25 protein-coding genes and 1 pseudogene are annotated in these 24,690 nt (G+C 75.1%); 16 read left to right on the top strand and 10 right to left on the bottom strand.

What is annotated here, in order from left to right; all coding sequences use genetic code 11:
- The first annotated feature begins 6 nt into the window (after positions 1-6).
- The 3 genes from ABD994_RS18260 to ABD994_RS18250 all read left to right on the top strand — a co-directional run bounded on the left by ABD994_RS18260 (position 7) and on the right by ABD994_RS18250 (position 2,465).
- The gene (locus tag ABD994_RS18260) at positions 7-1,374 is read left to right on the top strand and encodes a DUF2252 domain-containing protein (protein ID WP_345418000.1); all 1,368 of its coding nucleotides are present in this window, start codon (positions 7-9) and stop codon (positions 1,372-1,374) included.
- A complete protein-coding gene (hemQ, locus tag ABD994_RS18255) occupies positions 1,362-2,054 on the top strand; it encodes a hydrogen peroxide-dependent heme synthase (protein WP_345417997.1) in 693 nt (230 codons plus the stop codon). Before ABD994_RS18260 ends, hemQ begins: the two co-directional genes overlap by 13 nt.
- Positions 2,055-2,150: 96 nt before the next feature.
- Complete coding sequence (locus ABD994_RS18250; RefSeq protein WP_345417994.1) at positions 2,151-2,465, top strand: hypothetical protein; 315 nt, start codon at positions 2,151-2,153, stop codon at positions 2,463-2,465.
- Positions 2,466-2,471: 6 nt separating this feature from the next.
- On the opposite strand, the gene ABD994_RS18245 is transcribed toward ABD994_RS18250, so the two are convergent.
- From ABD994_RS18245 to ABD994_RS18235, 3 genes are all read right to left on the bottom strand, one after another.
- Positions 2,472-2,891 (bottom strand): hypothetical protein, encoded by a 420-nt coding sequence (locus ABD994_RS18245; protein WP_345417991.1) that lies wholly within the window; start codon positions 2,889-2,891, stop codon positions 2,472-2,474.
- Positions 2,892-3,078: 187 nt separating this feature from the next.
- Positions 3,079-3,504 (bottom strand): peptide-methionine (R)-S-oxide reductase MsrB, encoded by a 426-nt coding sequence (gene msrB / locus ABD994_RS18240; RefSeq protein ID WP_345417988.1) that lies wholly within the window; start codon positions 3,502-3,504, stop codon positions 3,079-3,081.
- Positions 3,505-3,544: 40 nt separating this feature from the next.
- A complete protein-coding gene (locus ABD994_RS18235; protein WP_345417985.1) occupies positions 3,545-3,862 on the bottom strand; it encodes a hypothetical protein in 318 nt (105 codons plus the stop codon).
- A gap of 48 nt (positions 3,863-3,910) precedes the next feature.
- On the opposite strand from ABD994_RS18235, the gene ABD994_RS18230 reads away from it, so the two are divergent.
- From ABD994_RS18230 to ABD994_RS31700, 5 genes and pseudogenes are all read left to right on the top strand, one after another.
- Entirely contained in the window at positions 3,911-4,375 is a 465-nt protein-coding gene (locus tag ABD994_RS18230; protein WP_345417982.1) for a MarR family winged helix-turn-helix transcriptional regulator, read from the top strand.
- A gap of 22 nt (positions 4,376-4,397) precedes the next feature.
- A complete protein-coding gene (gene ligD / locus ABD994_RS18225; RefSeq protein WP_345417979.1) occupies positions 4,398-5,432 on the top strand; it encodes a non-homologous end-joining DNA ligase in 1,035 nt (344 codons plus the stop codon).
- Positions 5,433-5,615: 183 nt separating this feature from the next.
- Complete coding sequence (locus tag ABD994_RS18220; protein WP_345417976.1) at positions 5,616-6,635, top strand: prolipoprotein diacylglyceryl transferase; 1,020 nt, start codon at positions 5,616-5,618, stop codon at positions 6,633-6,635.
- Between the two features lie 162 nt (positions 6,636-6,797).
- Entirely contained in the window at positions 6,798-7,763 is a 966-nt protein-coding gene (locus ABD994_RS18215; RefSeq protein ID WP_345417973.1) for a polysaccharide lyase family 20 protein, read from the top strand.
- A 64-nt stretch (positions 7,764-7,827) separates the two neighbouring features.
- A pseudogene (locus ABD994_RS31700) lies at positions 7,828-8,550 on the top strand (LLM class flavin-dependent oxidoreductase); the annotation flags it as partial.
- A gap of 215 nt (positions 8,551-8,765) precedes the next feature.
- Here ABD994_RS31700 and ABD994_RS18210 read toward each other — a convergent pair.
- Positions 8,766-9,635 carry a CBS domain-containing protein gene (locus ABD994_RS18210; protein WP_345417971.1) on the bottom strand — a complete coding sequence of 290 codons (870 nt, stop codon included), beginning with the start codon at positions 9,633-9,635 and terminating at the stop codon, positions 8,766-8,768.
- A 104-nt stretch (positions 9,636-9,739) separates the two neighbouring features.
- On the opposite strand from ABD994_RS18210, the gene ABD994_RS18205 reads away from it, so the two are divergent.
- The 4 genes from ABD994_RS18205 to ABD994_RS18190 are packed head-to-tail and all read left to right on the top strand — an operon-like array spanning position 9,740 to position 15,085.
- Positions 9,740-10,909: a hypothetical protein gene (locus tag ABD994_RS18205; protein WP_345417967.1), complete on the top strand. Its 1,170-nt coding sequence runs from the start codon at positions 9,740-9,742 to the stop codon at positions 10,907-10,909.
- Positions 10,906-12,363 (top strand): glycan biosynthesis hexose transferase WsfD, encoded by a 1,458-nt coding sequence (wsfD, locus tag ABD994_RS18200; protein ID WP_345417964.1) that lies wholly within the window; start codon positions 10,906-10,908, stop codon positions 12,361-12,363. Before ABD994_RS18205 ends, wsfD begins: the two co-directional genes overlap by 4 nt.
- A 36-nt stretch (positions 12,364-12,399) precedes the next feature.
- Complete coding sequence (locus tag ABD994_RS18195; protein WP_345417961.1) at positions 12,400-13,977, top strand: fatty acyl-CoA synthetase; 1,578 nt, start codon at positions 12,400-12,402, stop codon at positions 13,975-13,977.
- A 1-nt stretch (position 13,978) separates the two neighbouring features.
- Positions 13,979-15,085, top strand: coding sequence for a hypothetical protein (locus ABD994_RS18190; protein WP_345417958.1), 1,107 nt, complete (start codon positions 13,979-13,981; stop codon positions 15,083-15,085).
- On the opposite strand, the gene ABD994_RS18185 is transcribed toward ABD994_RS18190, so the two are convergent.
- Both ABD994_RS18185 and ABD994_RS18180 read right to left on the bottom strand, forming a co-directional pair.
- Positions 15,072-15,821 carry a hypothetical protein gene (locus ABD994_RS18185; RefSeq protein ID WP_345417955.1) on the bottom strand — a complete coding sequence of 250 codons (750 nt, stop codon included), beginning with the start codon at positions 15,819-15,821 and terminating at the stop codon, positions 15,072-15,074. The genes ABD994_RS18190 and ABD994_RS18185 overlap by 14 nt on opposite strands.
- 39 nt (positions 15,822-15,860) lie before the next feature.
- Positions 15,861-16,010 (bottom strand): CsbD family protein, encoded by a 150-nt coding sequence (locus tag ABD994_RS18180; RefSeq protein ID WP_345417953.1) that lies wholly within the window; start codon positions 16,008-16,010, stop codon positions 15,861-15,863.
- A 150-nt stretch (positions 16,011-16,160) separates the two neighbouring features.
- On the opposite strand from ABD994_RS18180, the gene ABD994_RS18175 reads away from it, so the two are divergent.
- On the top strand, positions 16,161-16,592 hold the full coding sequence (locus ABD994_RS18175) for a nitroreductase family deazaflavin-dependent oxidoreductase (RefSeq protein WP_345417950.1): 432 nt from the start codon (positions 16,161-16,163) through the stop codon (positions 16,590-16,592).
- Between the two features lie 4 nt (positions 16,593-16,596).
- Here the strand turns inward: ABD994_RS18175 and ABD994_RS18170 are convergent, their stop codons facing one another.
- The gene (locus tag ABD994_RS18170; protein ID WP_345417947.1) at positions 16,597-17,628 is read right to left on the bottom strand and encodes a ketopantoate reductase family protein; all 1,032 of its coding nucleotides are present in this window, start codon (positions 17,626-17,628) and stop codon (positions 16,597-16,599) included.
- 201 nt (positions 17,629-17,829) lie between these two features.
- On the opposite strand from ABD994_RS18170, the gene ABD994_RS18165 reads away from it, so the two are divergent.
- Entirely contained in the window at positions 17,830-19,938 is a 2,109-nt protein-coding gene (locus tag ABD994_RS18165) for an HNH endonuclease signature motif containing protein (RefSeq protein WP_345417944.1), read from the top strand.
- A gap of 57 nt (positions 19,939-19,995) precedes the next feature.
- On the opposite strand, the gene ABD994_RS18160 is transcribed toward ABD994_RS18165, so the two are convergent.
- A complete protein-coding gene (locus ABD994_RS18160; RefSeq protein ID WP_345417941.1) occupies positions 19,996-21,519 on the bottom strand; it encodes an MFS transporter in 1,524 nt (507 codons plus the stop codon).
- A 130-nt stretch (positions 21,520-21,649) separates the two neighbouring features.
- Between ABD994_RS18160 and ABD994_RS18155 the strand changes: the two genes are divergently transcribed.
- Together ABD994_RS18155 and ABD994_RS18150 are read left to right on the top strand one after the other, a co-directional pair.
- A complete protein-coding gene (locus ABD994_RS18155; RefSeq protein WP_345417938.1) occupies positions 21,650-22,654 on the top strand; it encodes an Lrp/AsnC family transcriptional regulator in 1,005 nt (334 codons plus the stop codon).
- Between the two features lie 25 nt (positions 22,655-22,679).
- Positions 22,680-23,258, top strand: a complete 579-nt coding sequence (locus ABD994_RS18150; RefSeq protein ID WP_345417935.1) for a carboxymuconolactone decarboxylase family protein — start codon at positions 22,680-22,682, stop codon at positions 23,256-23,258.
- Here the strand turns inward: ABD994_RS18150 and ABD994_RS18145 are convergent.
- Both ABD994_RS18145 and ABD994_RS18140 read right to left on the bottom strand, forming a co-directional pair.
- Entirely contained in the window at positions 23,255-23,611 is a 357-nt protein-coding gene (locus tag ABD994_RS18145; protein ID WP_345417932.1) for a Rieske (2Fe-2S) protein, read from the bottom strand. The two genes, ABD994_RS18150 and ABD994_RS18145, sit on opposite strands and share 4 nt — an antisense overlap.
- Before the next feature lie 23 nt (positions 23,612-23,634).
- A complete protein-coding gene (locus ABD994_RS18140) occupies positions 23,635-24,573 on the bottom strand; it encodes a Rieske (2Fe-2S) protein (protein ID WP_345417929.1) in 939 nt (312 codons plus the stop codon).
- Positions 24,574-24,690: the final 117 nt, after the last annotated feature.

Genomic DNA, 24,690 nt, shown 5'->3' with positions numbered 1-24,690 from the left:
CTCGCCATGGACCTCCTCACCGGCGCGATCGGGTCGCGCGACGACGAGGGGCGCTCGACGTTCATCGTCGACGTGCTCGTGGACGCGTTCTCGGACCTCATGGCGGCCTCGCCCGAGGGCTTCCGCAGCAAGTTCCGCAAGATGGCGGCGGAGCCGTTCGCGTTCTACCGGGGCAGCGCCTGCCTGTTCTACGCCGACGTCGCCCGGCTCGACGACCCGTGGGTGGACGACCGCACCCGCCGCGTCTGGATCCAGGGCGACCTGCACGCCGAGAACTTCGGGACCTACCTCGACGGCGACGGCGTGCTCGTCTTCGACGTCAACGACTTCGACGAGGCCTACGTGGCCCCGTGGACATGGGACCTGCGCCGCCTCGTCGCGAGCGTCGCGCTGCTGGGCTGGTCGAAGGCCTTCGGCGACGGCGACATCGACGCGCTGAACGAGGCCTACCTGCGGTCCTACCTCGCCGCGGTGCGGTCGTTCTCGGGCGGCTCGGGCGAGCGGGAGTTCGCCCTCACCCGGCAGAACACCGACGGGCCGATCCGCGCGGCGTTGCAGCGCTCGCGGGAGCGCAGCCGGCGCGCCCTGCTGGACGACCTCACCGAGATCGAGGGCGAGGACCGGGTGTTCCGCGCCGGGCCCGGCGTGCGCCGCCTGGACGACGCCGAGCGCGCCGAGGTCGTCGCCGCCTACGAGGCCTACCTCGACACCATCCCGCCCGCGCGGCGCTGGCCGGACCAGGCCTACGCGGTGCACGACGTGGTCGGGCGCAGCGGCTTCGGGATCGGCAGCGCCGGGCTGCCCGCCTACAACATCCTCGTCGAGGGCCCGACCGAGGCGCTCGACAACGACGTCGTGCTCTCGATGAAGCAGGCCGTGCGGGCCGCGCCGAGCCGGGTCGTCGACGACCCCGAGGTGGCGTCCTGGTTCCACCACCACGGCCACCGCACCGCGCTGTCGCGCCGCGCGCTGCAGGCGCACGCCGACCGGCTGCTGGGCTGGACCGCGCTCGACGGCGTCGGCTACGTCGTGGCCGAGCTCTCGCCCTACGAGAACGACCTCGACTGGGACGACCTCACCGAGCCCCGCGAGCTGCGCGACGTGCTGGCGCAGCTCGGGCGGGCCACGGCGCGGGCCCACTGCGTCTCCGACGCCGACGCCGAGCAGGGACTGGTGGCGCAGCAGGTCGAGGACGCGATCCTGCGCGTGGTGGGGGACCGCGAGGACGCGTTCGTCGCCGACCTCGTCGCGTTCGGGCGCGACTACGCCCAGGTCGTGCGTGACGACCACCGCCGTTTCGTCGAGGCCTTCCGGGCCGATCGCATCCCCGGTGTCGCCAGCACCGATGGCACGATGGAGACGTGGCACGGCTGAACTACGACGAGCTCAACTCGACCATCCGCTACGCCATGTGGTCGGTGTTCCGCACCGACCCGGCGCGGCTGCCCGAGGACCGCGCGGCGGCCGGCGACGAGCTCGCCGGCGTGCTCGACCAGGCCGAGGGCAAGGGCGTGGTGGTGCGCGGTGTCTACGACCTCGCGGGCATGCGGGCCGACGCCGACTGGATGGTCTGGACCCACGCGCCGGACGTCGAGTCGCTGCAGGCCACCTACACCGCGCTGCGCCGCACGGCGCTCGGGCGGGCCTCGACGCCCACCTGGTCGGCGACGGCGCTGCACCGGCCCGCGGAGTTCAACAAGAGCCACGTCCCGGCGTTCATCGCGGGGGAGGAGCCCAAGGGCTACCTGTGCCTCTACCCGTTCGTCCGGTCGCTGGACTGGTACCTGCTGCCCGACGAGGAGCGGCGCGGGATGCTCGCCGAGCACGGCAAGGCCGCCCGCGGCTACGCCGACGTCCGCGCCAACACCGTGCCGGCGTTCGCGCTCGGCGACTACGAGTGGATCCTCGCGTTCGAGGCCGACCAGCTCGACCGCATCGTCGACCTGATGCGCGACCTGCGGGCCACCGACGCCCGGCGCCACGTGCGCGAGGAGGTCCCGTTCTTCACCGGGCCGCGCGTGTCGCCCGAACAGCTGGTCACCTCGCTGCCCTGATGCCGCCGTGGCCGCGCGCGGCCGTTCATCGGTCAAGAGCGGCCGGACGCCGATCACACCCTCGCATCACAGGGTGCAACGTGACATATTCCGACCGTGGCGACCGTCGGCTTCCTGCACGTCGCGGCCGCCCATGTGCACGCGGCACGCCGGCTGCTCGCCGAGCACGCGCCGGGCGTCGTCGACGTCCACCTCGTGGACCGCACGCTGCTCGAGCCCACCGCCGACGTCGGCACCCGGATCGCGGCCCGCGTCGGCGAACTGGTGGGTCGCGAGGTCGACGCCGTGGTGTGCACCTGGCCGGCGCTGCTGGCCGACGTCGTGCGCGTCGCGCGCGACCGGGGGATCGAGGCGTTCGCCGTCGAGGAGCTGGTGGGCGCGCCCTCGGGCACGCCCGCGCTCACCGCCTGACCGGGCTCAGTGCTCGATGAGGTGCCACGTCACGAGGTCGTGGATCTCCGCCGCCTGCTCCTCGCCGCGGCAGGTGACCTCGTAGAAGGTCCGGCCGATCTGGATCGCGACGGTGCTCGAGTAGATCGGCTCGTCCTCGGTCGACACGTACGCGACCGTGGTGATGCGGCTGTAGGGCGCCGTGATCAGCGCCGCACGGGCGCCGGGGAACGCGGTGTCGAGCAGGATCACGCGGCGGTTGGTGATCCCGCACAGCGCGATCGCGCTGCTGCTCGCGTAGACGCCGTCGATGTGCTCCTCGGGCATGAGGTTGTCGCGGATGACGTCGTACTGCACGCTCTCGTCGAACCGCGGGAGGCGGCCGGCCAGGGGGTGCGGCCGGCGCACGTGCTGGGGAGCGGTCCCGGGTCGGGTGGGGTGGGCCATCGACGACATCGTCCTCTCTGCACGCGGGCAGGCGGGCAGGCCGGACCACGACGCTAACGATCGTCGGACGTCCGGCTCTGCCCCGGGTGGTCACGGCCACGGGCGCAGACGCCGAATGCCTCATCCCGGGGTAGGCCTGTTACGCTGAACGGCCCAGCGCCGAGGCGCTGGGCCGGGTCGGGCTCGGTCAGGCCGTGGGCTCGAGCCGCAGGCTCACCGAGTTCATGCAGTAGCGCTGGTCGGTGGGCGTGCCGTAGCCCTCGCCGCTGAAGACGTGGCCGAGGTGGGAGTGGCACGTGCCGCACAGGACCTCGACGCGCGTCATGCCCATCGAGCGGTCCTCGCGGAGGATGACGTTGTCGTCGGCCGAGGGGGCGTAGAACGACGGCCAGCCGCAGTGCGAGGCGAACTTCGTGTCGGAGCGGAAGAGCTCCACGTCACAGGCGCGACAGTGGTACACGCCCTCGGTGAAGACCTCGTCGTACTCGCCGGTGAACGGGCGCTCGGTCCCGGCCTGGCGCAGCACCTGGTACTCCGCGGGCGTGAGCTGCTCGCGCCACTCGGCGTCCGACTTGCTGACCTTGGGGGTGCCGATCGATGCGTTGCTGCTCATGTCCCGTTCAACCCTTTCCGCCACGGCGGTGTTCCGGCCCCTAGAGCGCCGTGCTGAGCACGACCTCGAGTGCCTCGAAGATCACGAAACCGGTGCCCAGCAGCACCAGGGCGACCAGCACGACCGCCGCCAGGCGGCGCGGGCCGTCGGCCCGGTTGGCCGACTCGGCGAAGTCGCGCACGCCGGCCAACTGGCCCTCGACGGTGAACGCGGCCGGGCCCACGCGTTCCATCCGGTCGAGGTGTGCGGCGAAGGCGCGGGCCTCGGGATCGTCCGGATCCAGGCCCACGAGGTCCTCCGCGAACCGCCCCGGAGGGCCGCTCGGCTCCCCCTCACGGGGCATCTCGGGCGAACTCATCGACCCACGGTAACCCGCCCCCCTTCACGGCGGGCCTACCCTGGAGTCATGAGCACCGAGACCACGGCGTGCACGACGCTCGACGCACAGTTGTGCTTCGCGCTGCACGACGCCTCGCGGGCCATCGCGGCGTCGTACCGACGGGGCCTCGCGCCCCTCGGGCTGACCTACAGCCAGTACGTCGTCCTGTTGGTCCTCTGGGAGCACGGACCGACGACGATGGGCCGCCTGTGCCGCGAGCTGCACCTGGACAGCGGCACCCTCTCGCCGCTGCTCCAGCGCCTCGAGGAGCGCGGACGGGTGGTGCGCCGCCGCCGCCCCGAGGACGAGCGCACCGTCGAGGTGTCCTGCACGCCGGACGGCGAGGCGCTGCGCGAGCCGGTGATGGCCGTGCAGCGGCGGGTGCAGACCGAGACGGGCCTCGAGTTCGCCGAGCTCGTCCGGTTGCGCGAGGAGCTGCAGTCCCTCGCCGACCGGCTGCGCACGGCCGACGAGTCGGGTGTGTCCGGCTAGCCCGCCTCGCTAGCCTGCGTCGGTGGCGAAGTCCCCGGCCGAGGAGATCGACGTCGACGGGCTGACCGTCCGCGTCACCAACCCCGACAAGATCTACTTTCCCGACCGCGGCATCACGAAGCGGCAGGTCGTCGAGTACTACGTCGCGGTCCGCGAGCCGCTGCTCGGGGTGCTCTACGAGCGGCCGACCCACCTCAAGCGCTTCGTCGACGGCGTGACGGGCGAGTTCTTCTACCAGAAGCGCGTGCCGAAGGGCGCGCCCGACTGGGTCGAGACCGTCGAGGTCCGCTTCCCCAGCGGGCGGCCCGCCACGGAGATCTGTCCCACGGTCACGGCCGTCCCGGCGTGGGCGGCGAACCTCGGCACGTTCGACTTCCACCCCTGGCCGGTGCGCCGCGGGGAGGTCGACCAGCCCGACGAGCTGCGCATCGACCTCGACCCCCAGCCGGGGACGGACTTCGCCGACGCGGTGCGCGTGGCCGGGGTGCTGCGCGAGGTGCTCGACGACGCCGGCCTGGCGGGACGCCCGAAGACCTCCGGTGGGCGCGGCATCCACGTGCTGGTCCCGGTGCGCCCGGAGTGGGACTTCGTCGGCGTCCGCCGCGCGGTGATCGCCCTGGCCCGCGAGGTCTGCCGGCGCATCCCGTCGGAGGCGACGGTGGACTGGTGGAAGGAGGAGCGCGGCGAGCGCGTGTTCCTCGACTACAACCAGGCCGCCCGCGACCGCACGATCGCCTCGGCCTGGTCGGTGCGGGGCACGCCCCGGGCCACGGTCTCGATGCCGCTGACCTGGGACGACCTGCCCGACGTCGACCCCGACGACTTCGACGTCCTCACCGCCGCCGGCGTGCTCGCCGAGCGCGGTGACCTCTTCGCGGGCCTGCACGACCACCCCGGCAGCCTCGAGACCGCGCTCGAGTGGGTCGAGCGCGACCAGCGCGACCATGACCTCGGCGACCTGCCCTACCCGCCCGAGTACCCCAAGATGCCCGGCGAGCCGAAGCGCGTGCAGCCCAGCCGGAGCCGGGCGGACACCACGGGCAAGACGGTCGACTGACCGGACACCCGTTCGCGGGGGAGCGTTGCGCCGGGTGCCGTGATCGATCCGTGATCCGGCGGTCATTCGGCCGAGATCGGCGCAGAACGCTTCCGCCGGCGCGGGCGGCGAGGGGAGGGTGACCCCGCCACGCGATCCGGGGGAGGTCCGACGGGCATGTCTGTGCACCACGGTCGACACGAGATGCCCGGGTGGCGGGGGTACCTGCCCGAGAGCCGGTCCGTCGCGGCCAGGCCGGGCCGGCGGGCCGGGCGTGGACCGGCGCCGCGGCGCGCGGTGGCCCTCGGCGCCCTCGTCGCCGCGGCGCTGGCGGGTGGCGCGGTGCTCCACGCGGCCTCGGGTCCGACGCCGGACACCTCCTCCGGATCGGCCGACGATCGGGCGCTCCTGGCCCGGAGCGCGGCGTGGACGCGGGAGGCCGTGCCCGTCCTGGCGGGCGTCGAGGGCGAGCTCGGCCGCAGCGACGATCTCCGGCGACGGTGGGACGCGTCCCCGGCGGCGCGGCTCGGCGGCCCGTCGCCCGAGGCGGTCGTGGCCCTGCTCGCGCGCCGGGGGGAGCTGGTGGAGCACCGGGACGCGCTGCGCGCGGCCATGGGTGCGCTGCGGGCCGCGCCGGCGTCGGAGCCCGCGCTGGCCGGGGCCTGGCCCGCCCTGCGCGCCGCCCAGGAGATGCTGCGGTCGTCGGTCTCCGCCGACGCCTGGCTCCGCGACCGCGTGGAGGCGGCGATCCTCGGGTCCCCGGACGCGTCCGACGGCACGTCCTCGCCCCGCGGGGACGGGACGGCGACCCTCCGCGGGGACGCCGCGACCGTCGCGCTCGCGGCGGCGTCCTCGGACCTGCCCGCCCGTGCCACCGGCAGCGCCCGCGTCGCCGGCGGGAGCGCCCTGGATGCGGCGGTCGCCCCGGCGACCGAGGACGGGGCCGACGGCACCGTCTCCGACACCCCCGCGCCGAGCGTTGCCCGGGTCGCCCCGGCGGAGTCGCCGGCGGAGTCGCCCACCGACGAGACGGCGGCGTCGCCCACCGAGCCGACCGCGGAACCGACCGCCGAACCGACCGCGGAGCCACCTGCCGACGAGTCGACCGGGGAGTCGACGGGGGAGTCGACCGGGGAGTCGCCCGCGGAGTCGCCCGCGGAGCCGCCGTCCGGGGCGTCCATGCTGACCTTCGAGCGCACACCCGACCACGACGCGGGGTCGTGACGAGCGGGCGGCCACCCGAGCAGCTGAACCACGTCCCTGTAAGTCACCCCACCGGCCACTCGTCACATCCGACACTCGCGCCTCACGCGTCCCGCGCGCCATGGTCGATCCCCGGGAGATCGGGAGGCGCTGGGCGTCCCGTCCGACGGCGGGAGGCGTGCGGTGTCGGGTGCTCGGGGTCGTCGTCTGGCGGGCACGCTCGTGTTCGTCGTCGCCGTGGGGCTCACACTGGGGCTCGCCCCCGCGGCGGGGGCCGTGACCCCGACGCCGACGCCCCCGCCCGACCCCCGGTCGCGGTACGACGAGGGCTTCGAGCCCCCGCCGCCGACCGACCCGCCCACGACGCCGAGCACCACGCCCACCACCACGCCCGGGGAGCCGACCACGTCGCCGACACCGCCCACCGACCCGGCCACCGACTACCCGAACGACCGCGAGAACCCCGTGGTCCCGGTCGGGCCGCGGGAGCTGTTCCGCGGCGACTACGAGACCGGCGACTTCAGCCAGTGGGACGTCTGCCAGACCGCGACCACCAACTCGCGGTGCGCCGGCTTCGGGCGCGGCGACCGGACGATGCGGGTGGTCGACGACGACGTCCGCCAGGGCCGGTACGCCGCGCGCTTCGACGTGGCGCCCGGCGACGTCCCCGACTTCGGCGGCGGCGAGCGGGCCGAGGTGCGGTCGGACGCCGCGGGCGCGACCGTCCGCGAGGGCGACGAGCGCTGGTACCAGTGGTCGATGAAGTTCCCGGCGGACTTCCCGAACCCGACCGGTGTCTGGTTCATCGTGATGCAGTGGCACGCGGGGTCGGGCTCGCCGCCGCTGGCGATCACCGTCAGCAACGACGGTGACGTCCAGATCGGCGGCGACGGGTTGCGGGACGAGCCGCGGCGCACGCTCGGGCCCGTCCGGCGCGGCGAGTGGGTCGACTACACGCTGCACGTCCGGTTCTCCCGCGACCACGACGAGGGCTTCGTGGAGGGCTGGGAGAACGGCGCCTGCACGGTCCCGCGGGTCGCGCGGGCCACGATGACCAGCGACGAGAACTACCTCAAGCAGGGCGTCTACCGCGACACCGGCCCGGCGACGTCGGTGATGCTCGACGGGCTGCGCATCACCGCGCCCTGAATCCCTGGAACGTCGGCGGGCCACGGAGGACGATCCCCGTCGTGACCGGGGCGGCGGTGGGCTGATGGAGCTCGGCGTCCACCTGCCGCTGGCCGACCTGGGCGAGGGCCTACCGTCCGGGCGGGAGCTCCGGACCTACACCGCGGTGGCCGCCGAGCTGGGCTTCGCCGCGGTCGCCGCGAACGACCACCTCGTGTGGCGCACCCCGTGGCTCGACGGGCTCACCGCCCTCGCCGCGGTGAGCGCCCACAGCGCACGGCTGCGGCTCGTGACCAGCGTCGCCCTGCCGACGATCCGTCACCCCGTGGTGCTGGCCAAGGCGCTGGCGTCGCTCGCGGCGATGGCCGACGGGCCGGTCGTGGCGGGACTGGGCCCCGGCTCGTCGCGCGAGGACCACCAGCTGGTCGGGCTCCCGTTCGAGGAGCGGTGGGCGCGGTTCGACGAGGCCTTCCGGCTCGTCCGGGCGCTGCTGACGGGCGAGGCGGCGGCGGGCGGGCGCTTCTATCACGCCGTGGAGGAGGCCCGGCTCGCGCCCGTCGCGGAGGCGGTGTCGCTGTGGTCGGCCAGCTGGGGCTCCCCGACGCGTCTGCGGGCGCTGGCCCGCGACGCCGACGGCTGGCTGGCGTCGGCCTACAACACCGATCCCGCCCGCTTCCGAAACCGGAGGGCGGAGCTCGACGCCCACCTGCGGGCGGTCGGCCGGGACCCGGCCACGGTCGGCGACCTGGTCGCCACGACCTGGCTGTACGTCACCGACGATCCGACCGCCGCGCACCGCGTGGTCGAGGAGCTGCTCGCGCCCCTGCTCCGGCGTGACCCGGAGCGTCTCGCCGTCGACCTGCCGATCGGTTCCGTCGAGCACTGCGCGCGCGTGCTCTCCGCGTACGCCGCCGCCGGGGCCGGCACGGTCCTCCTCTGGCCCCTGCGGGACCCCGTGCGCCACCTCGATGGTCGTCGCCGAGCGCGTCCGCCCGCTGGTGACGGCCTGAGCCCCCACTCGGCTCAGGAGCCGTCGCCGACGGGTGCCGTCGCCCGCAGGACGTCGCCGCGGCTGACGATCCCCACCATCCGCCCCGCGTGGTCGACGACCGGCAGGGTCCGCAGCCGGTTCGAGGCCATCGAGTGGGCGAGGTCGGACACCGAGCACGTGTCCCGCACGCACGTGACCTCCTGGGTCATCGCGCCACCAACGGTGCTCGGGGGCGCGGTGCGGCGACCCGAGAGCGTGTCGGGCACGAGGTCGGCCTCGCTGAGGATGCCGAGGACGTGGCGGTCCTCGGTGAGGATCGGCATCGCCGTGATCCGGTACTCGCGCAGCAGGGCGGCCGCGGTGGTGACGGGCATGTCCTCGGTGAGGTCGTACACCTGCTCGTACGGGGTCATGATGTCCGCGACGGTCGGGCCCGTGCGGACGTCCGACGCGCCCGGCAGCGGGGCGCCGGCCCGCCCGCCGCGCCGGCGTCGCTGCACGAAGCGGCCGACCGGCCCGCCGGACGGCTCGGGGGTGAGCAGGTCGCCGCGCGACACGACGCCGACCAGCATCCCGCCGCGCCCGCCCTCGACGATCGGCATCACGCGCATCTCCCCGTACTCCCGCAGGCGGTGGGAGATGACGGGGACGGTCGCGTCGGGGGCGAGCGAGAGCGGGTCGGGGGTCATCACCTCGCCCACGGTCGAGGCGTCGCGCGGGGACGCCTCGGCCCGCAGGAGGTCGAACGTCGAGATGATCCCGATGAGCCGGTGGCGGTCGTCGACGACCGGGAGCGCGCTGAAGCGGTTCTCGGTCAGCAGGTAGCGCGCCCGCTCGAGCGTCGTGTCCGGCCGGACCGACACCACGCGCGAGGTCATGACGTCCCGGGCCCGCAGCACCATGGTCACAGTGTGGCGCTCCCGGCGGCGGAGGGAAGACCGTCGGCGGGACGTTCGGCGCCGCCCGCTACGGTGCCGCGAGCGTCGGAGGGGCGGTGAGGGCGAGGGTGGTCCGGGCCAGGCTCGCCCTCGCGGTGGTCCTCGCCGTCGTCTCGTGGCACTCGGCGACCAACCTCGGCGGGGTGGCCGCCGGCGTGGGCTACGCCGTCGCGTCCGTGCTGGTGGTCGTCGCGGGCGTGCCGGTGCTGACCCGGGCGGTCGCCGGAGCCCCCGCCTGGGTGCTGCCGGCCGCGGTCGCCGTCGTCGCCACGGCCCTCGTGGCGCTGTTCGTCCTCGGCGTCCCGGAGGCGTACGCGCACGCGCTCGGGGTGGGCAGCGACCGGGCCGACGCCCTCGACGTCGCCGTCACCCGGCTCGCCGACGGCCGCTACCCCTACGAGGGCCTCACCTACCTCGGCAACCCGATCACCCCGCTGCCCGGCGCGCTGCTCCTGGCCGCGCCGGCGGTCCTGCTCACCGGCGCCGCGGCGTGGCAGAACGTCGTCTGGACGCTGCTCCTGCTGCCCCTGCTCCACCGGGGTCCGTGGCCCCGGCCGGCGCCGACCGTGCTGTGGAGCGTGACGGTGCTCGGCGGCCTCGAGGTCGTGCGGGAGTTCGTGGTCGGGGACGACCTGGTGACCGGCACGGTCCCCGCGGTCGCGGCGGTGGCGTGGACCCTCGCGGTGGCCGGGCGCGCGTCGACGGCGACGCTCGTCGCGGCGGGCACGGCCCTCGGGATCGCGACCTGCACCCGCCCGCACCTGGCCCTCGTCGTCGTGGTGGTGGTCGCGACGGTCGGGGCCGTCGCCGGGCGGCGGCGCGCCGCCGTGGTCGGGACGACGGCGACCGCGGTGTGGGTGCTGCTGATCGTCCCGTTCCTGGTCGGCGGGTCGGCGCGGTTCTCGCCGTGGCACGTTGCCGCGAAGGTGACGGGGGAGCGCGGGCTGACGCCCGCGATCGTCGTGGTCGGGCTGGTGGCGGTGGCGGTGCTGCTCGCCGCGCTCGTGCTCGTCCGCCCGTCCTCGCCGAGCGCCGCCGCCTGGTGCTGCGCGGCCGTCCTGTTCGCCCCGTCGGTGCTGTCCCTGGCCCGGCGGCTGGCGGGCGGTCCGGCCGCCGAGCTCGACCTGACGCTGGGGGCCGCGGCGGTGCCGTTCGCCCTGTGGGCGGTGTGCGCCCGCCGGCCGGTCGCCCACGCCGAGCCCGGGGCACCGGCCCGGACGCTCGTCGCCGCGCCGTGAGGGCCCGCCGGATCGCCCTCGGCCTCGGCGCGGGGTCGGCCGCCGCGGCGCTCGTCGTCCTGACCCTCGGGCTCCACACCGGCCGGACGTTCGGGGTGGAGGACAACGGCGACGGGTTCCGGCTCTTCTGCGGTCTCGGGATGGTCCCCCGCACGGTCGACCGGATCGCGGCCTGGAAGGGCGGGGTCGTCACGGACTTCGCGCTGGTCCCCGGCCCGACGTGCGGCATGTCGACGCCGTCGTCGGCCGCCCTCGTGCTGCGCGTCGCGACGCTCGGCGGCGACGGGTCGATGGCGCTCCCGACCCTCGGCTGGTGGTACGCCGCGCTCGTCGGTCTCGTCGTCGGGGCCGCGGCCTGGGCCGCCTCGGCCTCGGGGCTGCGCCGCGCGGCGGTGCTCGTCGTGCCGGTCGCCCCGCTGGCGCTGCCGGCCTTCACCCGCTTCTTCGTCTCCACCTACGGGGAGCCCGCCGGCCTGCTCGGCACGCTCGCGGCGGCGTGCGGGGTCGCCGCGCTGCTCGTCACGCACGCCGGACAGCGGGCCGCCCACACGGTCGCGCTGCTCCTGACCGCCCTCGGCGGCGGGGTCGCCGCCACCGCGAAGGTGGGCTACGCCCCGGTCGTCGTCAGCGCGGTCGTCGTCTGCGCGACGGTCGCGGTGGGCCGCCGGCGGCGGCTCGGGCGCGTGCTCGCCGCGGTCACGGTCGTCGCGGTGGCCGTCCCGATCGGGGCTGCCGCGTCGTTCCAGGACCAGGTCTACGGCGGCGCCAACGTCCACGACGTCGTCTTCACGTTCGCGCTGCCCGAGCTCGGCCCCGACGGACCCGCGGAGCTCGGCCTGCCGCCGGAGGCCGCCGACGTCGCCGGCGACGGGTTCTTCAACGGGCCGCCGCTCCCGACCGCGGGCTGGTGGGTCCGCGCGATCGGCGACGCCGACACCACCCGCGCCGCCGCCCACACCGCGCTGCTGCGCCACCCGGGCGCCCTGCTGCGGGGGCTCGGGGTCGGCCTGCAGGCCACCACGCGGGCGGACCTGGCGTACCTGGCCCCCGGTCCCGGCGACCCCGCCCGCCCCACGGGCCCCGGCGGCGACCCCGGCTGGTCCGGGTCCCGCGGACCGGAGTTCCGCGCGGTCCTCGCCGCGACCCCGTGGCCCGCCTGGCTCCCGACGGCCCTCGTCCTGCTCGCCCTCGTCGCGGCCGGGACCTCGGTGCGGTGGCGACGGCGGGAGCCCGCGGCGGCGCGCTGGTGCGTGGCCGCCGGTCTCGCCGCCGTCACCGCGCTCGGCCTCGTCGCGGCGGCCGTGCTGGGCGACGGCTACTTCGAGGTGTTCAAGCACGTCTGGCTCGCGGCCTACCTGCTCGTCCTGGTCGGGCTGTCCCTGCTCGCCGCGGCCGGCGCCGTGGTGGGCCGCGCCCTGGTCGTCCGCTACGGCCGCCGGCCGGCGTCCCGGTGATGACCACGGGGGCCCCGGCTCTGCCAAGGTGAGGCGGTGGACGATCTCGACGCGTACCTGCCGCCGCTGACGCCCGACGTCGTGCGGGCCCGGCGTCAGGGCATCGGGTCGTTGCTGGCGCGGACGGCGATCAAGTACCCGGACAAGCTCGCCGTGGTCCACCGCGACACGCGCCGGACGTTCGCCGAGCTGGACACCGACGCGAACCGCGTCGCCAACGCGCTGGCCGCGCGCGGGATCGTCCGGAACCAGCGCGTCGCGATCTACTCGCACAACTCCTACGCGTTCGTCGTCGCCTACTTCGCGCTGGCCCGGCTCGGCGCGATCTCGGTGCCGGTGAACTTCAACTTCGTCGCCGCCGAGGTGCGCTACGTGCTGGAGGACAGCGGCGCGACGGCGGCGATCGTCGAGGACGCGCTGGTCGACACGTTCGGGGCCGCGCACGTGGCCGTGAGACTCGGCGTGGTCGTCGGCCACAGCCCGGGCTGGACGTCGTTCGACCGGCTCCTCGAGCACCCCGACGCCACCGAGCCGGACGTCGACATCGCCGACGACGACCCGGTCCAGCTGCTCTACACCAGCGGCACCACGTCGGCGCCCAAGGGCGCGATCATGACCAGCCGCAACCTCATCGCCCAGTACGTCAGCGACATCGTCGACGGCGAGTACCACCGCGACGACGTCGAGCTGCACGCGCTGCCGCTCTACCACTGCGCGGCGCTGCACGACTTCCTCACGCCCGACGTGTACCTGGGCGCCACGAGCGTGGTCGTGGACGCCGCGGAGCCCGAGACCATCCTGCGGACGGTCGAGGCCGAGCGGATCACCAAGATGTTCTGCCCGCCGACGGTGTGGATCCGCCTGCTGCGCTCGCCGTCGTTCGACCGCTACGACCTGTCGTCGCTGCGCAAGGGCTACTACGGCGCGGCGATCATGCCGGTCGCGGTGCTGGAGGAGCTCGGCCGGCGCCTGCCCGACGTGCGGCTGTTCAACTACTACGGGCAGACCGAGCTCGCGCCCAACGCCACCGTGCTGTTCCCCTCCGAGCAGATCACGAAGGCGGGCACGGCCGGGAGGGCGAGCCTCAACGTCGAGACCCGGCTGCACGACGAGCACGACCAGCCGGTGCCGGTCGGGCAGGTCGGCGAGATCGTGCACCGGACCCCGCACGCCATGCGCGGCTACTGGGGCAAGCCGGAGGCGACCGCCGAGGTGTTCCGGAACGGCTGGTTCCACAGCGGCGACCTCGGGGTCATGGACGCCGAGGGCTACCTGACGATCGTCGACCGCAAGAAGGACATCATCATCACCGGCGGCGAGAACGTGGCCGGCCGCGAGGTCGAGGACGCGATCTACTCCCACCCGGCCGTCAGCGAGGTCGCGGTGTTCGGGGTGAAGCACCCGGAGTGGATCGAGGCGGTCGCGGCCGCGGTGGTGCTGCGCGCGGGGGAGACGGCCGAGCCGGCGGCGATCGTCGCCCACGCCCGCGAGCGCCTGGCCGGGTTCAAGGCGCCCAAGTACGTCGTGCTCGTCGACGAGCTGCCCAAGAACCCGAGCGGCAAGATCCTCAAGCGCGAGCTGCGGGACACCTACGCCGGGCTCGCGGAGCGGTGAGGTGACCACGACGGTGCCGGACGCACCCGCGGTGGTGCGGGCCCGCGGCGGGCCGGTGCCGCGCGACGACGCCGCCCGCAACGTGCGCCTCGTGGCCGTGGCGTTCGGCGTGACGGTGGTGGTCACGCGGCTCTACCTGGCTCTGACCGGCTACCCGCAGATCGGCGGCGGCGAGTACCACCTGGCCCACGCGCTGTGGGGCGGCCTGCTGCTCATGCTCGGCGGGCTGACCGCCCTGGTCTGGAGCAACCGCTGGGTGCCGACGGCCACCGCGGTCCTCGTCGGCGCGGGCTCCGGGCTCTTCGTCGACGAGGTCGGCAAGTTCATCACCCGCCGCAACGACTACTTCACCCCGCTCGCCGCCCCGATCATCTACGCGGTCCTGCTCGGCGTCCTGGGGGTCGCGCTCCTGGCGCGGCGGGCCCGGCTCGACCGGCCCCGGGCGCTGGCGTTCTCCGTCGCGGTCCGGTCGCGCTACCTCGCCGACGGGCCGCTGCGCCCCGACGACCGGGCCGCCCTGCTCGCGGACCTCGACGCCCTCGAGGAGGACAGAACCGGAGCCGGGGCGCGCCCCGACCTCGTCGCCTACGCCCGCGCGCTGCGGCCGGTGATCGCGGCGGCCCCGGTCGCGGAGCCCGACCATCGCGGGCGGCCCGTCGTCGCGGCGCTGCGGCGGGCGGAGACCCGGCTCGTCCCGCGCTGGCTGCACCGGCTCGTCGTCGTGGCCGGCGCGCTGGCGCTGGGCCTCGTGTCGCTGGTCGGGCTCGTCGTGCTGCTCGCCCTCTACAGCAGCGACCCGGACGTCAGCATCGTCCTCGACGACCAGGTGGTCCCGCGCGGCTCCCGACCGGTGATGCTGGTCGTCGCGTCGGCGGGGGAGGCGGTGGTGGGCCTGCTCCTGCTCGCGGCGGCCGTCGCGCTGCTGCTCGGGCGCGATCGCGTCGGCGTCCGCCTGTGCCGCGTGGGTCTGATCGTCGCGCTGGCGGGGGTCAACGTCGCGCTGGGCTACCTCGACGCCGAGCTGGTGGTCGTCGCCGTGGTGCTCGAGCTCGCCCTGCTCGTCGTCGCCGACCGCTACCGCCACCGCTTCCTGCTCACTCCTCCCTGAGGCGGCGACCCGCGTCCTGGGCGTGCGCGAGGCGCAGCGTGGTGGTGAGCCAGAGCAGGACGTCGTGCAGGCGCAGGCGGGTGGGGCGCGCCCCGTCGGGGGCGGCGGCGACCGCGGCCTCCAGCTCCGCGAACGCGTCGGCGTTGCCGCGCAGGTCGCGGTGCACGACGGCCTCGACGCCGCTGTCACCCTCCTCGAGGTGGGGCAGCAGCGCGCGGCGGGTGGTGCGGGTGAGGTGGGGTACGAGGTCGGGGTGGCGGTGGTGCAGGGCCGCGAGCACGTGCGGGGCGTGCGGACCGGCGTCCCGGCCGAGGGTGCGCAGCAGCGCCCCGACCGTCCCGGATTCACCCAGCACGGAGAGCTCCTCGTCCGGCAGCTCCCACAGGGAGCGCCCGGCCGCCCGCTCGCGCAGCGCGTCGGTCAGCGGCGCGAGGCGACCGAGGGCGTCGTGCACCTCGTGCCACCCGGCGCGGTCGAGACGCCCGTGCAGGCCCTCGGCGAGCAGGACGTCGGCGTCGCGCCCGGCCGCCGCGGGGCGCGCGTCGAAGCGGGCCCAGCCGAAGGCGGGCAGCTGGATCCAGTGTCCCTCGGGCTCGCCGGGGGACCGCATCCGCTGCCACCGGGTCGCCCGCGCGTAGCCGCGCACGGCGTCGAGCGCCCGGTCGAGACCGAGCGGCTCGGGGCCGAGGCACGGCAGGCGCAGGACGGCCTCGGTGCGCGGCGTCCCGGTCGTCACGGCACCCATGGTGCCCGCCCGGACGCGGCGGTGTCGGACCTACGAGCTGCGTTCCTTGATCTCGCCGGCGGCCATGTCCTTCTTGCCGCTCCACTCCATCTTCTTGTTGCCGGTGGCCTGCCCGGTGACCTCCTTGGCCTTGCCCTTGACCTGCTTGGACCGGTTCTTGACGGTGTCGTCGGCTCCCATGCCGATCTCCTTCCCCGCTGATCGTGAATCAGGCTTCCTACCGGTGGGAAGCGGCCGATCGTCCGGCCAGGTGACGCCGTTCGGTCCTGGGTCGGCTGCGGCCGGGGGAGGAGCCGGAATGAGCCCGACGCCGCCCGGGTTCTGCGGGACGTGAGCGACGAGAAGGTCGAGCTCAGTCCGGCGGACTGGGTGCGGGACCAGACGACGACGATCCTCGAGACCGGCACCACCGAGAGCGTGGACATCCGCGGCATGCCCGTGGTGCTGCTGACGCTGCGGGGAGCGAAGAGCGGCAAGCTGCGCTACACGCCGGTGATGCGCGTGGAGCACGACGGCAGCTACGCGGTCGTCGCGTCCAAGGGCGGGGCGCCGGAGAACCCGGTCTGGTACGCCAACCTCAAGGCCCACCCGCGCGTCACGCTGCAGGACGGGACGGCGACGGGCACGTACGAGGCCCGCGAGGTCTCCGGCGACGAGCGGGCCCGGTGGTGGGACCGCGCCGTCGCGGCGTTCCCGAGCTACGCCGAGTACCAGGCGAAGACCGACCGCGAGATCCCCGTCTTCGTGCTGGACCCGGCCTGACGGCTCATCCGGGCAGGAGCGCCGCCCGGAGCTCGTCGACCGTCGTGGAGCCCGGCGCCCGCCCGTCGCGGGCGGCGCGCCGGGCCAGCCCGGCCAGGCCCGCGTTGATCGGCGCCGACCGCCCGGCACGGCGCGCGAGCAGGGCGACCTCGCCGTTGAGGTAGTCGGTCTCGATGCTGCCCGTGCCGCGCACGAGCGACTGCCAGCTGGACCCGCCCATGACCGCGGGCTCATCGGGGACCGGGCGGATCGCGACGCGCTCGGGCTCCCACCCGGGCCATGCCTCCTCGTCGGGGGTGACGGGCACGCCGGCGGCCGCGAACACCGCCCGCGCCTCGGCCTCGGCCGCGTCGGCGAGGTCGCCCGCCCCGGCCGTGTCGCCGAGCAGGGCCTGCAGCGCGTTGCCGAGGTTGGTGAGCAGCTTGCGGTGCTTCCACGCCATGACCACCTCCGGCCGCTTGACCAGGAGCCCGGCCGGGGTCCAGTCGCGCTCGAGGGCGTCCAGCACCCGGGCGTCACCGTCCGGGTCCGGCGTGCCGCGGTAGCGGCCGACGTGGAACACGGCGCGGTCGGGGGCGGTCCGGACCATGACCTCGCCCGGCTCGACCATGACCGTCGGGAACCACACCCCGACGGCGAAGACGCGCTCGGCGTAGCGCAGCGCGATCTCCTCGCTGGCCACGCCGTTGAGCGCCGTGAGCACCGGCAGCAGGTCACCGGCCCGCCCCGCGACCCTCCCGTCGGCCCCGTGCACCGGGACGTCCGCCCAGGTGGCGACGGCCGCCTCGACCTGCTGGGTCTTCGTCGTCAGCACGAGGACGTCGTCGCCGGTGAGGCGGGCGTGCTCGGGCGTGGTCACGACGGGGACGGGCACGGTCAGCGTGGTGTCGGGGCAGCGCAGGGTCACGCCCCGCTCGGCCATCACCCGCGCGTGCTCGCCGCGGGCCACGAGCAGGACGTCGTGGCCCCGGTCCGCCAGGAAGCCGCCCACCGCGCTCCCGATCGCCCCGGCACCGACGAAGACGTAGCGGGTCACCCGTGAACCGTAGTCCGGTCTCCTGCGCCGGCCTGGGCCGTGACTTCCGTGGGGCCGCGGCTCTCCATCTCGATCTTTCGAGAGTGCCACCAGCGTCGTGCTGATGAGCTGGGGATCGTTATCTTTCCGTGACCTCCGAGGGCTGTCGTTCGGGCCGTTCTGGGGCCGGCGTTGTCGGGGCTCGGGGCTAGCGTTCTGTTCGTGAGCATCGACCAGGATCAGCGCCTCGCGGTGGCTGCGGTCCTGGACGGTCTCGCGCCCGGCCCTGAGCTGGACTCGCTACTGGAGGGGCTGTCGGCGGGGGCGTTGGCCGGGGAGGACCTGGCCGCGTATCTGCGGGCGTGTGCGCGTCAGCAGGCGCGCGCGGAGTCCCGGACGTTGACCGCGATGCACCACCTGGGTCGCGCCCGCGCCGGCTCGACGGAGCGCTTCTCCGGGGTGGATGAGTTCTCCGGCGACGAGGTCGCGGCGGTGCTGTGCTGGTCGCGGTCGATGGCCACCCGCAAGCTGGGGCTCGCTGACGATCTCGAGGTGCGCCTCCCCGCGGTCGGCGAAGCCGTGTGGGAGGGCCGGCTCGATGTGGCCAGAGCGTCGCGGTTGTGTGAGTGGACCCGGGATGTGCCCGACGACCTGGCTCGTCATGTCGGTGACGTGCTGCTGCCCGTCGCCGCAGGAATGACGGTGGGGGAGTTGATCGACCGCATCGAGCAGGTGGTGATCGAGCTCGACCCGGGCTGGGCGTCCCGCCGGGAAGCCAGGGCGCGGCGCAACGGGCGGTTGATCCTGCAGGCCAACCCGTCGGGCACGGCGACCTTGTCGCTGGTGGATGTGGCGGCGACGTCGGGGTTGGCGATGCGCGACAGGGTCGACGCCCTCGCCGCCGCGATCCGCGGACTCGGCGTGCTGACCCCGATCGGGACGTTGCGCAAGGAGGTGGCCGAGCGGCTGCTCGACGGCTCCCTAACCGGCCTCGACGACCACCGTGTGGCCCTCCTGCTGGCGGCGGAGTACCACGCCCCCGGCGACGACCCCGGCCCCGACGACCCCGGCCCCGAGGGACCGAGCGACGGCGGCCCCGACGACCCCGACGACCCCGACGGACCGAGCGATGGCGGCCCCCGCGGGCCGAGCGATGGAAGCCCCAGCGATGGCGGCCCCGGTGACCCCGGTGACCCCGGTGGCCCTGGCGACCGCGGCCCTGGCGACCGCGGCCCTGACGACCGCGGCCCTGACGACGACAGCAGCTCGACCGGCGGCGCTCGTGGCGACGACCGCGGTGACCACACCGGAGCCGACCCGAGTGGCGCCGATCCCCTCGGCGGCGCGGTGGGTGGTGCCGACGAGTGCACCGAGCCCGAGCAGGGCCTGCTCGACCTACCCGATCTCCCTGGCGGGACGGAGCCGTTCCCAGCGCTGCTCGACGGGCCCGAGCCCGGATCGGGGCGGGTGCGCGCGGGGGTCGGGGAGGTGCGGCTGCGGCTCACCACCGCGCTGGGGCTGGATGACCTGCCCGGCCAGGTGCCCGGCTACGGCACCGTCCTCGCCGACCACGCCCGCACCCTGCTGTCCCGCTATCTCGGGGGTGAGTGGCGGGTGGTGTGCACCGACGACCAGGGCCGCCTGCAGCACGTCCTGCTCGCCCGCCGGCGACCACACCCGCCCCGACCCGGCGGGTCGGGGCAACGGTGCCGGGCGATCGTCGAACTCCACGTTCCGACGACACTGCTCGCTGCCCTCGACCCTCGCGACCACGGCCGGTGGGCGGCGCTGCTCGCCGAGCTCCAGGCCAGGCTGGTCGAGCTACCCCGCGAGGGCGGACCGCCGGTGGCGACCGTCGCTGATCTCTACCGGCGGCGGCCGCGGATCGAGATCGACCGCTGGACCCGGGTCCGCGACCGCTGCTGCGTCGCCCCCGCCTGCCGCCGCCGGGCCCAGTCCTCCGACCTCGACCACACCCTCGACCACGCCTTCGGCGGGCCCAGCCTGGACTGGAACCTCGGGGTCCTGGACCGCCACCACCACCGCGCCAAACACCACGGCGGCTGGACCCTGCACCAACCCCACCCCGGGCACTTCCGGTGGCGCACCCGCGCCGGGGTGCACCACACCACGCGACCGAAGAAGATCCTCGTCGAGCCGGCTGTGCCGCGGCCCGCCGCCCGACCGCGCCCGCTGCTCGACGACGGGGCCGCGTGGACCGACGACGACCACCCCGACTGGCGCGCCCGCTACCGACGCCGCACCGGACTGACCGAGCCCGAGGTCACCGCATCCGCCGTCCACCCCGACGACGACCCGCCACCGTTCTGACCCGACAGCACTCCTGACACGCTCGGAAGATCGACGTGGAGAGCACCGGCGATCCCCCTACGCGGCGCTGCGGGCCGGTCTGGTGCCCTGCTCCGGCGCCGGCTCGGGTCGCGCGGCCGGGCGGACGAGCAGCGCGACCAGCAGGGCGGCCACCAGCGCGGCGAGGCCGGCGACGAGGAACACGGTGTCCAGCCCGGCCGGGAACGCCGTCCCCAGCAGCCTCTCCAAACCGGGACGTGCGGCGGGCGGGGCCGCGGCGAGCACACCGGGCGTGCCGCCCCCCGCGACGGCGGCGGCGAGGCCGTCGGCGTCGGGCACCCCCGCCGACGCGAGCACCGACCCGATGCGGCCGGCGAACACCGTGCCGAGCACGGCGAGGCCGACGGCCAGGCCGAGCTGGCGGAAGGTGTTCACCGCGGCGCTCCCGACGCCCGCCCGCCACGGTGGCAGCACCGCCAGCGTGGCCGATACGAGCACCGGCGTCGCGAGCCCGACCCCGAGCCCGGCGACCACCAGGCCGGGCGCCAGTACCCAGGGGCTCGAGCCCGGGCCGACCAGCGTCATCAGCAGCACGCCGGCGCCGATGAGGGCCAGCCCGCCGGCCACCGGGCGGGCAGGGGACCCGCCGTGCAGGAAACGCCCGGCGCTCGCCGAGACCGTGAACGACGCCAGCGACAGCGGCAGCGCCACGAGTCCCGCGTGGATCGGCGTCAGGCCCAGCACCGACTGCAACCACAGCGACACCAGCGCGAGGTGGGCGAACGCCGCCGCCGACAGCACCGCGGCGGCGACCATGAGCGCGGCGAAGGAGCGGTCGGCGAACAGCGCCAGGTCGAGCATCGGCGCCGCGACCCGGTGCTCCACCACGACGAACGCCACCAGGGCGAGGGCGGCGAGCGCGAGGGCGAGCACCGTGGGGGTCGCCGACCAGCCACGCTCCCCGGCGGAGACGAGACCCCAGACCAGCGCGCCCGAGGCCAGCGTGAAGCTCGCCGCGCCGGCGACGTCGACCCGCCCGGCGGCACCGGACGACGACTCGGTGACCACCGCGAGGGTGAGCACGACGGCGACCGCCACGACCGGGAGGTTCACCAGGAAGATCGCGCGCCAGCCCCACGCCTCGGTGAGCAGGCCGCCGAGCAGCGGCCCGCATGCGGCAGCGAGGCCGTTGACCGCGCCCCACACGCCGAAGGCCGTCCCGCGCCGCGGGCCCTGGTAGGTCGCGGCGAGCAGCGCCGCGGTCGTCGCGAACATCGCCGCCCCGCCGCAGCCCTGCGCGACGCGCGCCGCGACGAGCGCGCCCGCCGACGGCGCGAGCCCGCAGGCCAGCGAGGACAGGGCGAACACCGCGAGGCCGACCAGGTAGAGCCGGCGGCGCCCGAACCGGTCGGCCAGGGTGCCGGTGACCATGAGCAGCGCGGCGAGGGCCAGCGCGTACCCGTCGATCACCCACTGCAGCGACGAGAACGACGTGCCCAGCGACGTCGCGATCGGCGGGAGGGCGACGTTGACGATCGTGACGTCGACCAGGAGCACGAAGGTGCCCAGGCAGATCGCCACCAGGGGCCACCAGGGACGCATGACTGTCTCCTCAGCGGGGAGCGGGACTCGACGGCGGGCGCCGTCTCGGCGACCATGTTCGACATTCGGCGCGCGCAGAGTCGCTCCAGGCGACCAAACCCGGCTGATATCGACACTGAGAGGCAGAGCGGTGGAGGAATTCGACGACGTCGACCGCGCGCTCGTGCACGCGCTCCAGGTCGACGGGCGCGCGCCGTTCCGCCGGGTCGCGGAGGTCCTCGGCGTCTCCGACCAGACCGTCGCCCGCCGCTACGCCCGCCTGCGCTCCACCCGGGCGCTGCGCGTCGTCGGATTCAGCGACCCGACGGTCGTCGGCGACGACCAGTGGCACCTGCGGCTGCGCTGCGCGCCGGACGCGAGCCTCGAGATCGCCGATGCGCTCGCCCGCCGGCCCGACACCTCGTGGATCGGGCTCGTCTCCGGCGGCGCGGAGATCGCCTGCTCGTTGCGGGCCCGCGGCCGGGCCGCCGACGAGGTGCTGCTGCACCGGCTGCCGCGCACGCCGCAAATCCTCGACGTCAGCGCCCACGAGGTGCTGCACGTGTTCTACGGCGGCGCCCGCGAGCCGTTCACCAAGCAGGGCGCGCTCAGCGAGGAGCAGGTGGCGCGCCTGGCCGAGCACGTGCCCGCCGACGTCCCCGCCCCGCGGCTCGACGACGTCGACCGTCGCCTGCTCGAGCTGCTGCGCGCCGACGGCCGGGCGCCGGTGGAGGACCTGGCGCGGGCGTGCGGGACGTCGGCGTCGACGGTCCGGCGCCGGCTGCACGACCTGCGCGGGGGCGGGCTGCTCTACCTCGACGTCGACGTGGCCCCCGAGGTCATGGAGCTGGGGCTGCGCTCGATGCTGTACCTGACGGTCGCCCCGGCCCACCTCGACGCGGCGGGCCGGGCGCTCGCCGCGCACCCCGAGGTGCCGTTCGCCGCCGCGACGGCCGGGCGCGCCAATATCTCCGCGAGCGTCGCCAGCGCGGACGCGGCCGGGCTCTACCGCTACCTGACCACCCGGATCGCGGACCTCCCGGGCGTCCAGGCGGTCGAGACAGCGCCGGTGATCCACACCGTCAAGGCGGCCGGCACGCACTACCCGGTGCGCGGGGGTGTCACGGCCGGCGCCCGCCCGTCGTCCTCCTCGTGAGCACGCACCGAGCCGGGAGGACACGATGTCGCCACGCGTACCGAAGAAGGAGCTCACCGGGGTCACGGGGGCGGTGGTGAAGCTGATGAGTCGGCGCATGTTCGGCCAGGTCGCCGAGCCCGCCGAGGTCGGCTGGCACCACCGCAAGGTCCTCATGGCCAGCATGGGCTTCGGGCAGAAGGTGCAGTCCTGGAACGTGGTCGACCAGGGGCTGAAGACCTACGCGCACATGGCGGTGGCCGCGAAGATCGGCTGCAGCTGGTGCCTGGACCTCGGCTACTTCCAGGCGCAGAACGAGGACCTGGACCTCGCCGTCGCGAGCCAGGTGCCCCGCTGGCGCGAGAGCGACGCGTTCGGCCCGCTCGAGCGCGACGTGCTGGCCTACGCCGAGGCCATGACCGACACGCCGCCCACGGTGACCGACGCGATGGTGGCGCGCCTGCTCGAGCACCTCGGCCCGGCCGGGGTGATGGAGCTGACCGCGGTGATCGGTTTCGCCAACCTCACGACGCGCAGCAACGTCGCCGTCGGCATCGAGTCGCAGGGGTTCTCGGCGTCCTGTGCGGTGCCCCTGGCCGAGGCGCCGGTCGCCGCCGCGCCCTAGTGGTAGGGCGCGTGGGGGATCGCCGCGTCGTTGGTCTGCTGGTCGGCGTCGACCCAGATCGCCCCGTCCTCGATCTTGCAGGCGTAGGTCGGGATCGGGTCGACCGCCGGCACGCCCGTGGGGACGCCGGTGTGCAGGTCGAACCGGGAGTTGTGCGCCGGGCAGATGAGGGTGTCGTCCTCCTGGAGGTAGCCCTCGTTGAGCGGCTGCTGCTGGTGGGTGCACGTGTTGTGCACCGCCACCGCCTCGTCCTCGTAGAGCCGGACGACACAGATCGGCTGCCCGCCCATGTGGACGAGCATCATGTCGCCTTCCTCGAGCTGGTCGGTGTCGGAGACCGCTTCCCAGGCCATGGTGGTTCCTCTCGGGTGCCGGGTCAGGTGGACGGGCGTCGTGACCGGCCCGCGGGCGCGGAGCCGCGGACCTCGATCCAGCCGTTGCGCACGCGGGCGGGCAGCACGGGCTGCGGGTGGTGCGCGGGACCCCGCACGACGTGGCCGTCGCGCAGGTCGAACACCGAGAAGTGCAGCGGGCAGGCGACGGTGCAGCCGTCCACCTCGCCGCGGTGCAGCAGCGCGCCGGCGTGGCTGCAGACGTCGTCGATGGCGTGCACCTCGCCGTCGCGGCGGAACAGCATGACCTGCCGGCCCTCGACCTCGACGCCGGCCGTGCCGCCGTCGGGGAGGTCCTCCTCGGCGACCGCCCGGACCCAGCGCTGCGGGCCGGTGTGGGTGGCGACCCGGTTGACCATCACCGCGCGGCCCTGCACGAGGTGACCGCCGACGTAGGCCGCGGCGATCGTGACGCCCAGGCCGACGGCGCCGAGCGAGCGGCCGGTGCGACGGTGGCCCGCCAGCCGGGCGGCGAGCGAGGCGCTCTGGATGAGGGTGCCCGCCCCGTTGAGCAGGCCGTGGAACAGCCCGACCCGGCGGTCCTCGGCGTCGCTGACGTTCCAGTCGGCGACGCCGGTGGCGGCCGTCGCGGCGGCCGCGGCGATGCCGGCCGCGGTGAGCGTCGACGACGGGTCGAGGCGTGGCCCGAGGCGCGACCCGCGGACCGGCGCGTCCTGCCCGGCCGTGTCGAGCAGCAGCGTCGCGGACCAGAAGCCGATCGGCAGGTCGCTCAGCGCGGGGTGCAGGGAGTGCCCGAGCCACCGGCCGCCGTGCATGACCTCGACGACCGGGTTGCCGCGGAAGCGGTCGTAGACCGGGTCGACCACCGCGGTCGCCTGGTCGTTGAGCCGCTGCAGCCAGGGCCACCGGGTGATCTCGGCGAGGGCGCGCTGGTGCCACGCCGTCGCCGCGGAATCCGCCATCCGCCTGCCTCCCCGAGGATCGGTCCGCCGTTGATCGTGGCACCTCGGTGTGATCCACGCCATGCTCCTCGCGACGAACATGTTCGTCACGAACATGTTCGTCACGAACATGTTCGT

This window comes from Actinomycetospora chlora, from assembly GCF_039542135.1.
Taxonomy (GTDB): domain Bacteria; phylum Actinomycetota; class Actinomycetes; order Mycobacteriales; family Pseudonocardiaceae; genus Actinomycetospora; species Actinomycetospora chlora.
This window is presented reverse-complemented; position numbering and strand designations above follow the sequence as displayed.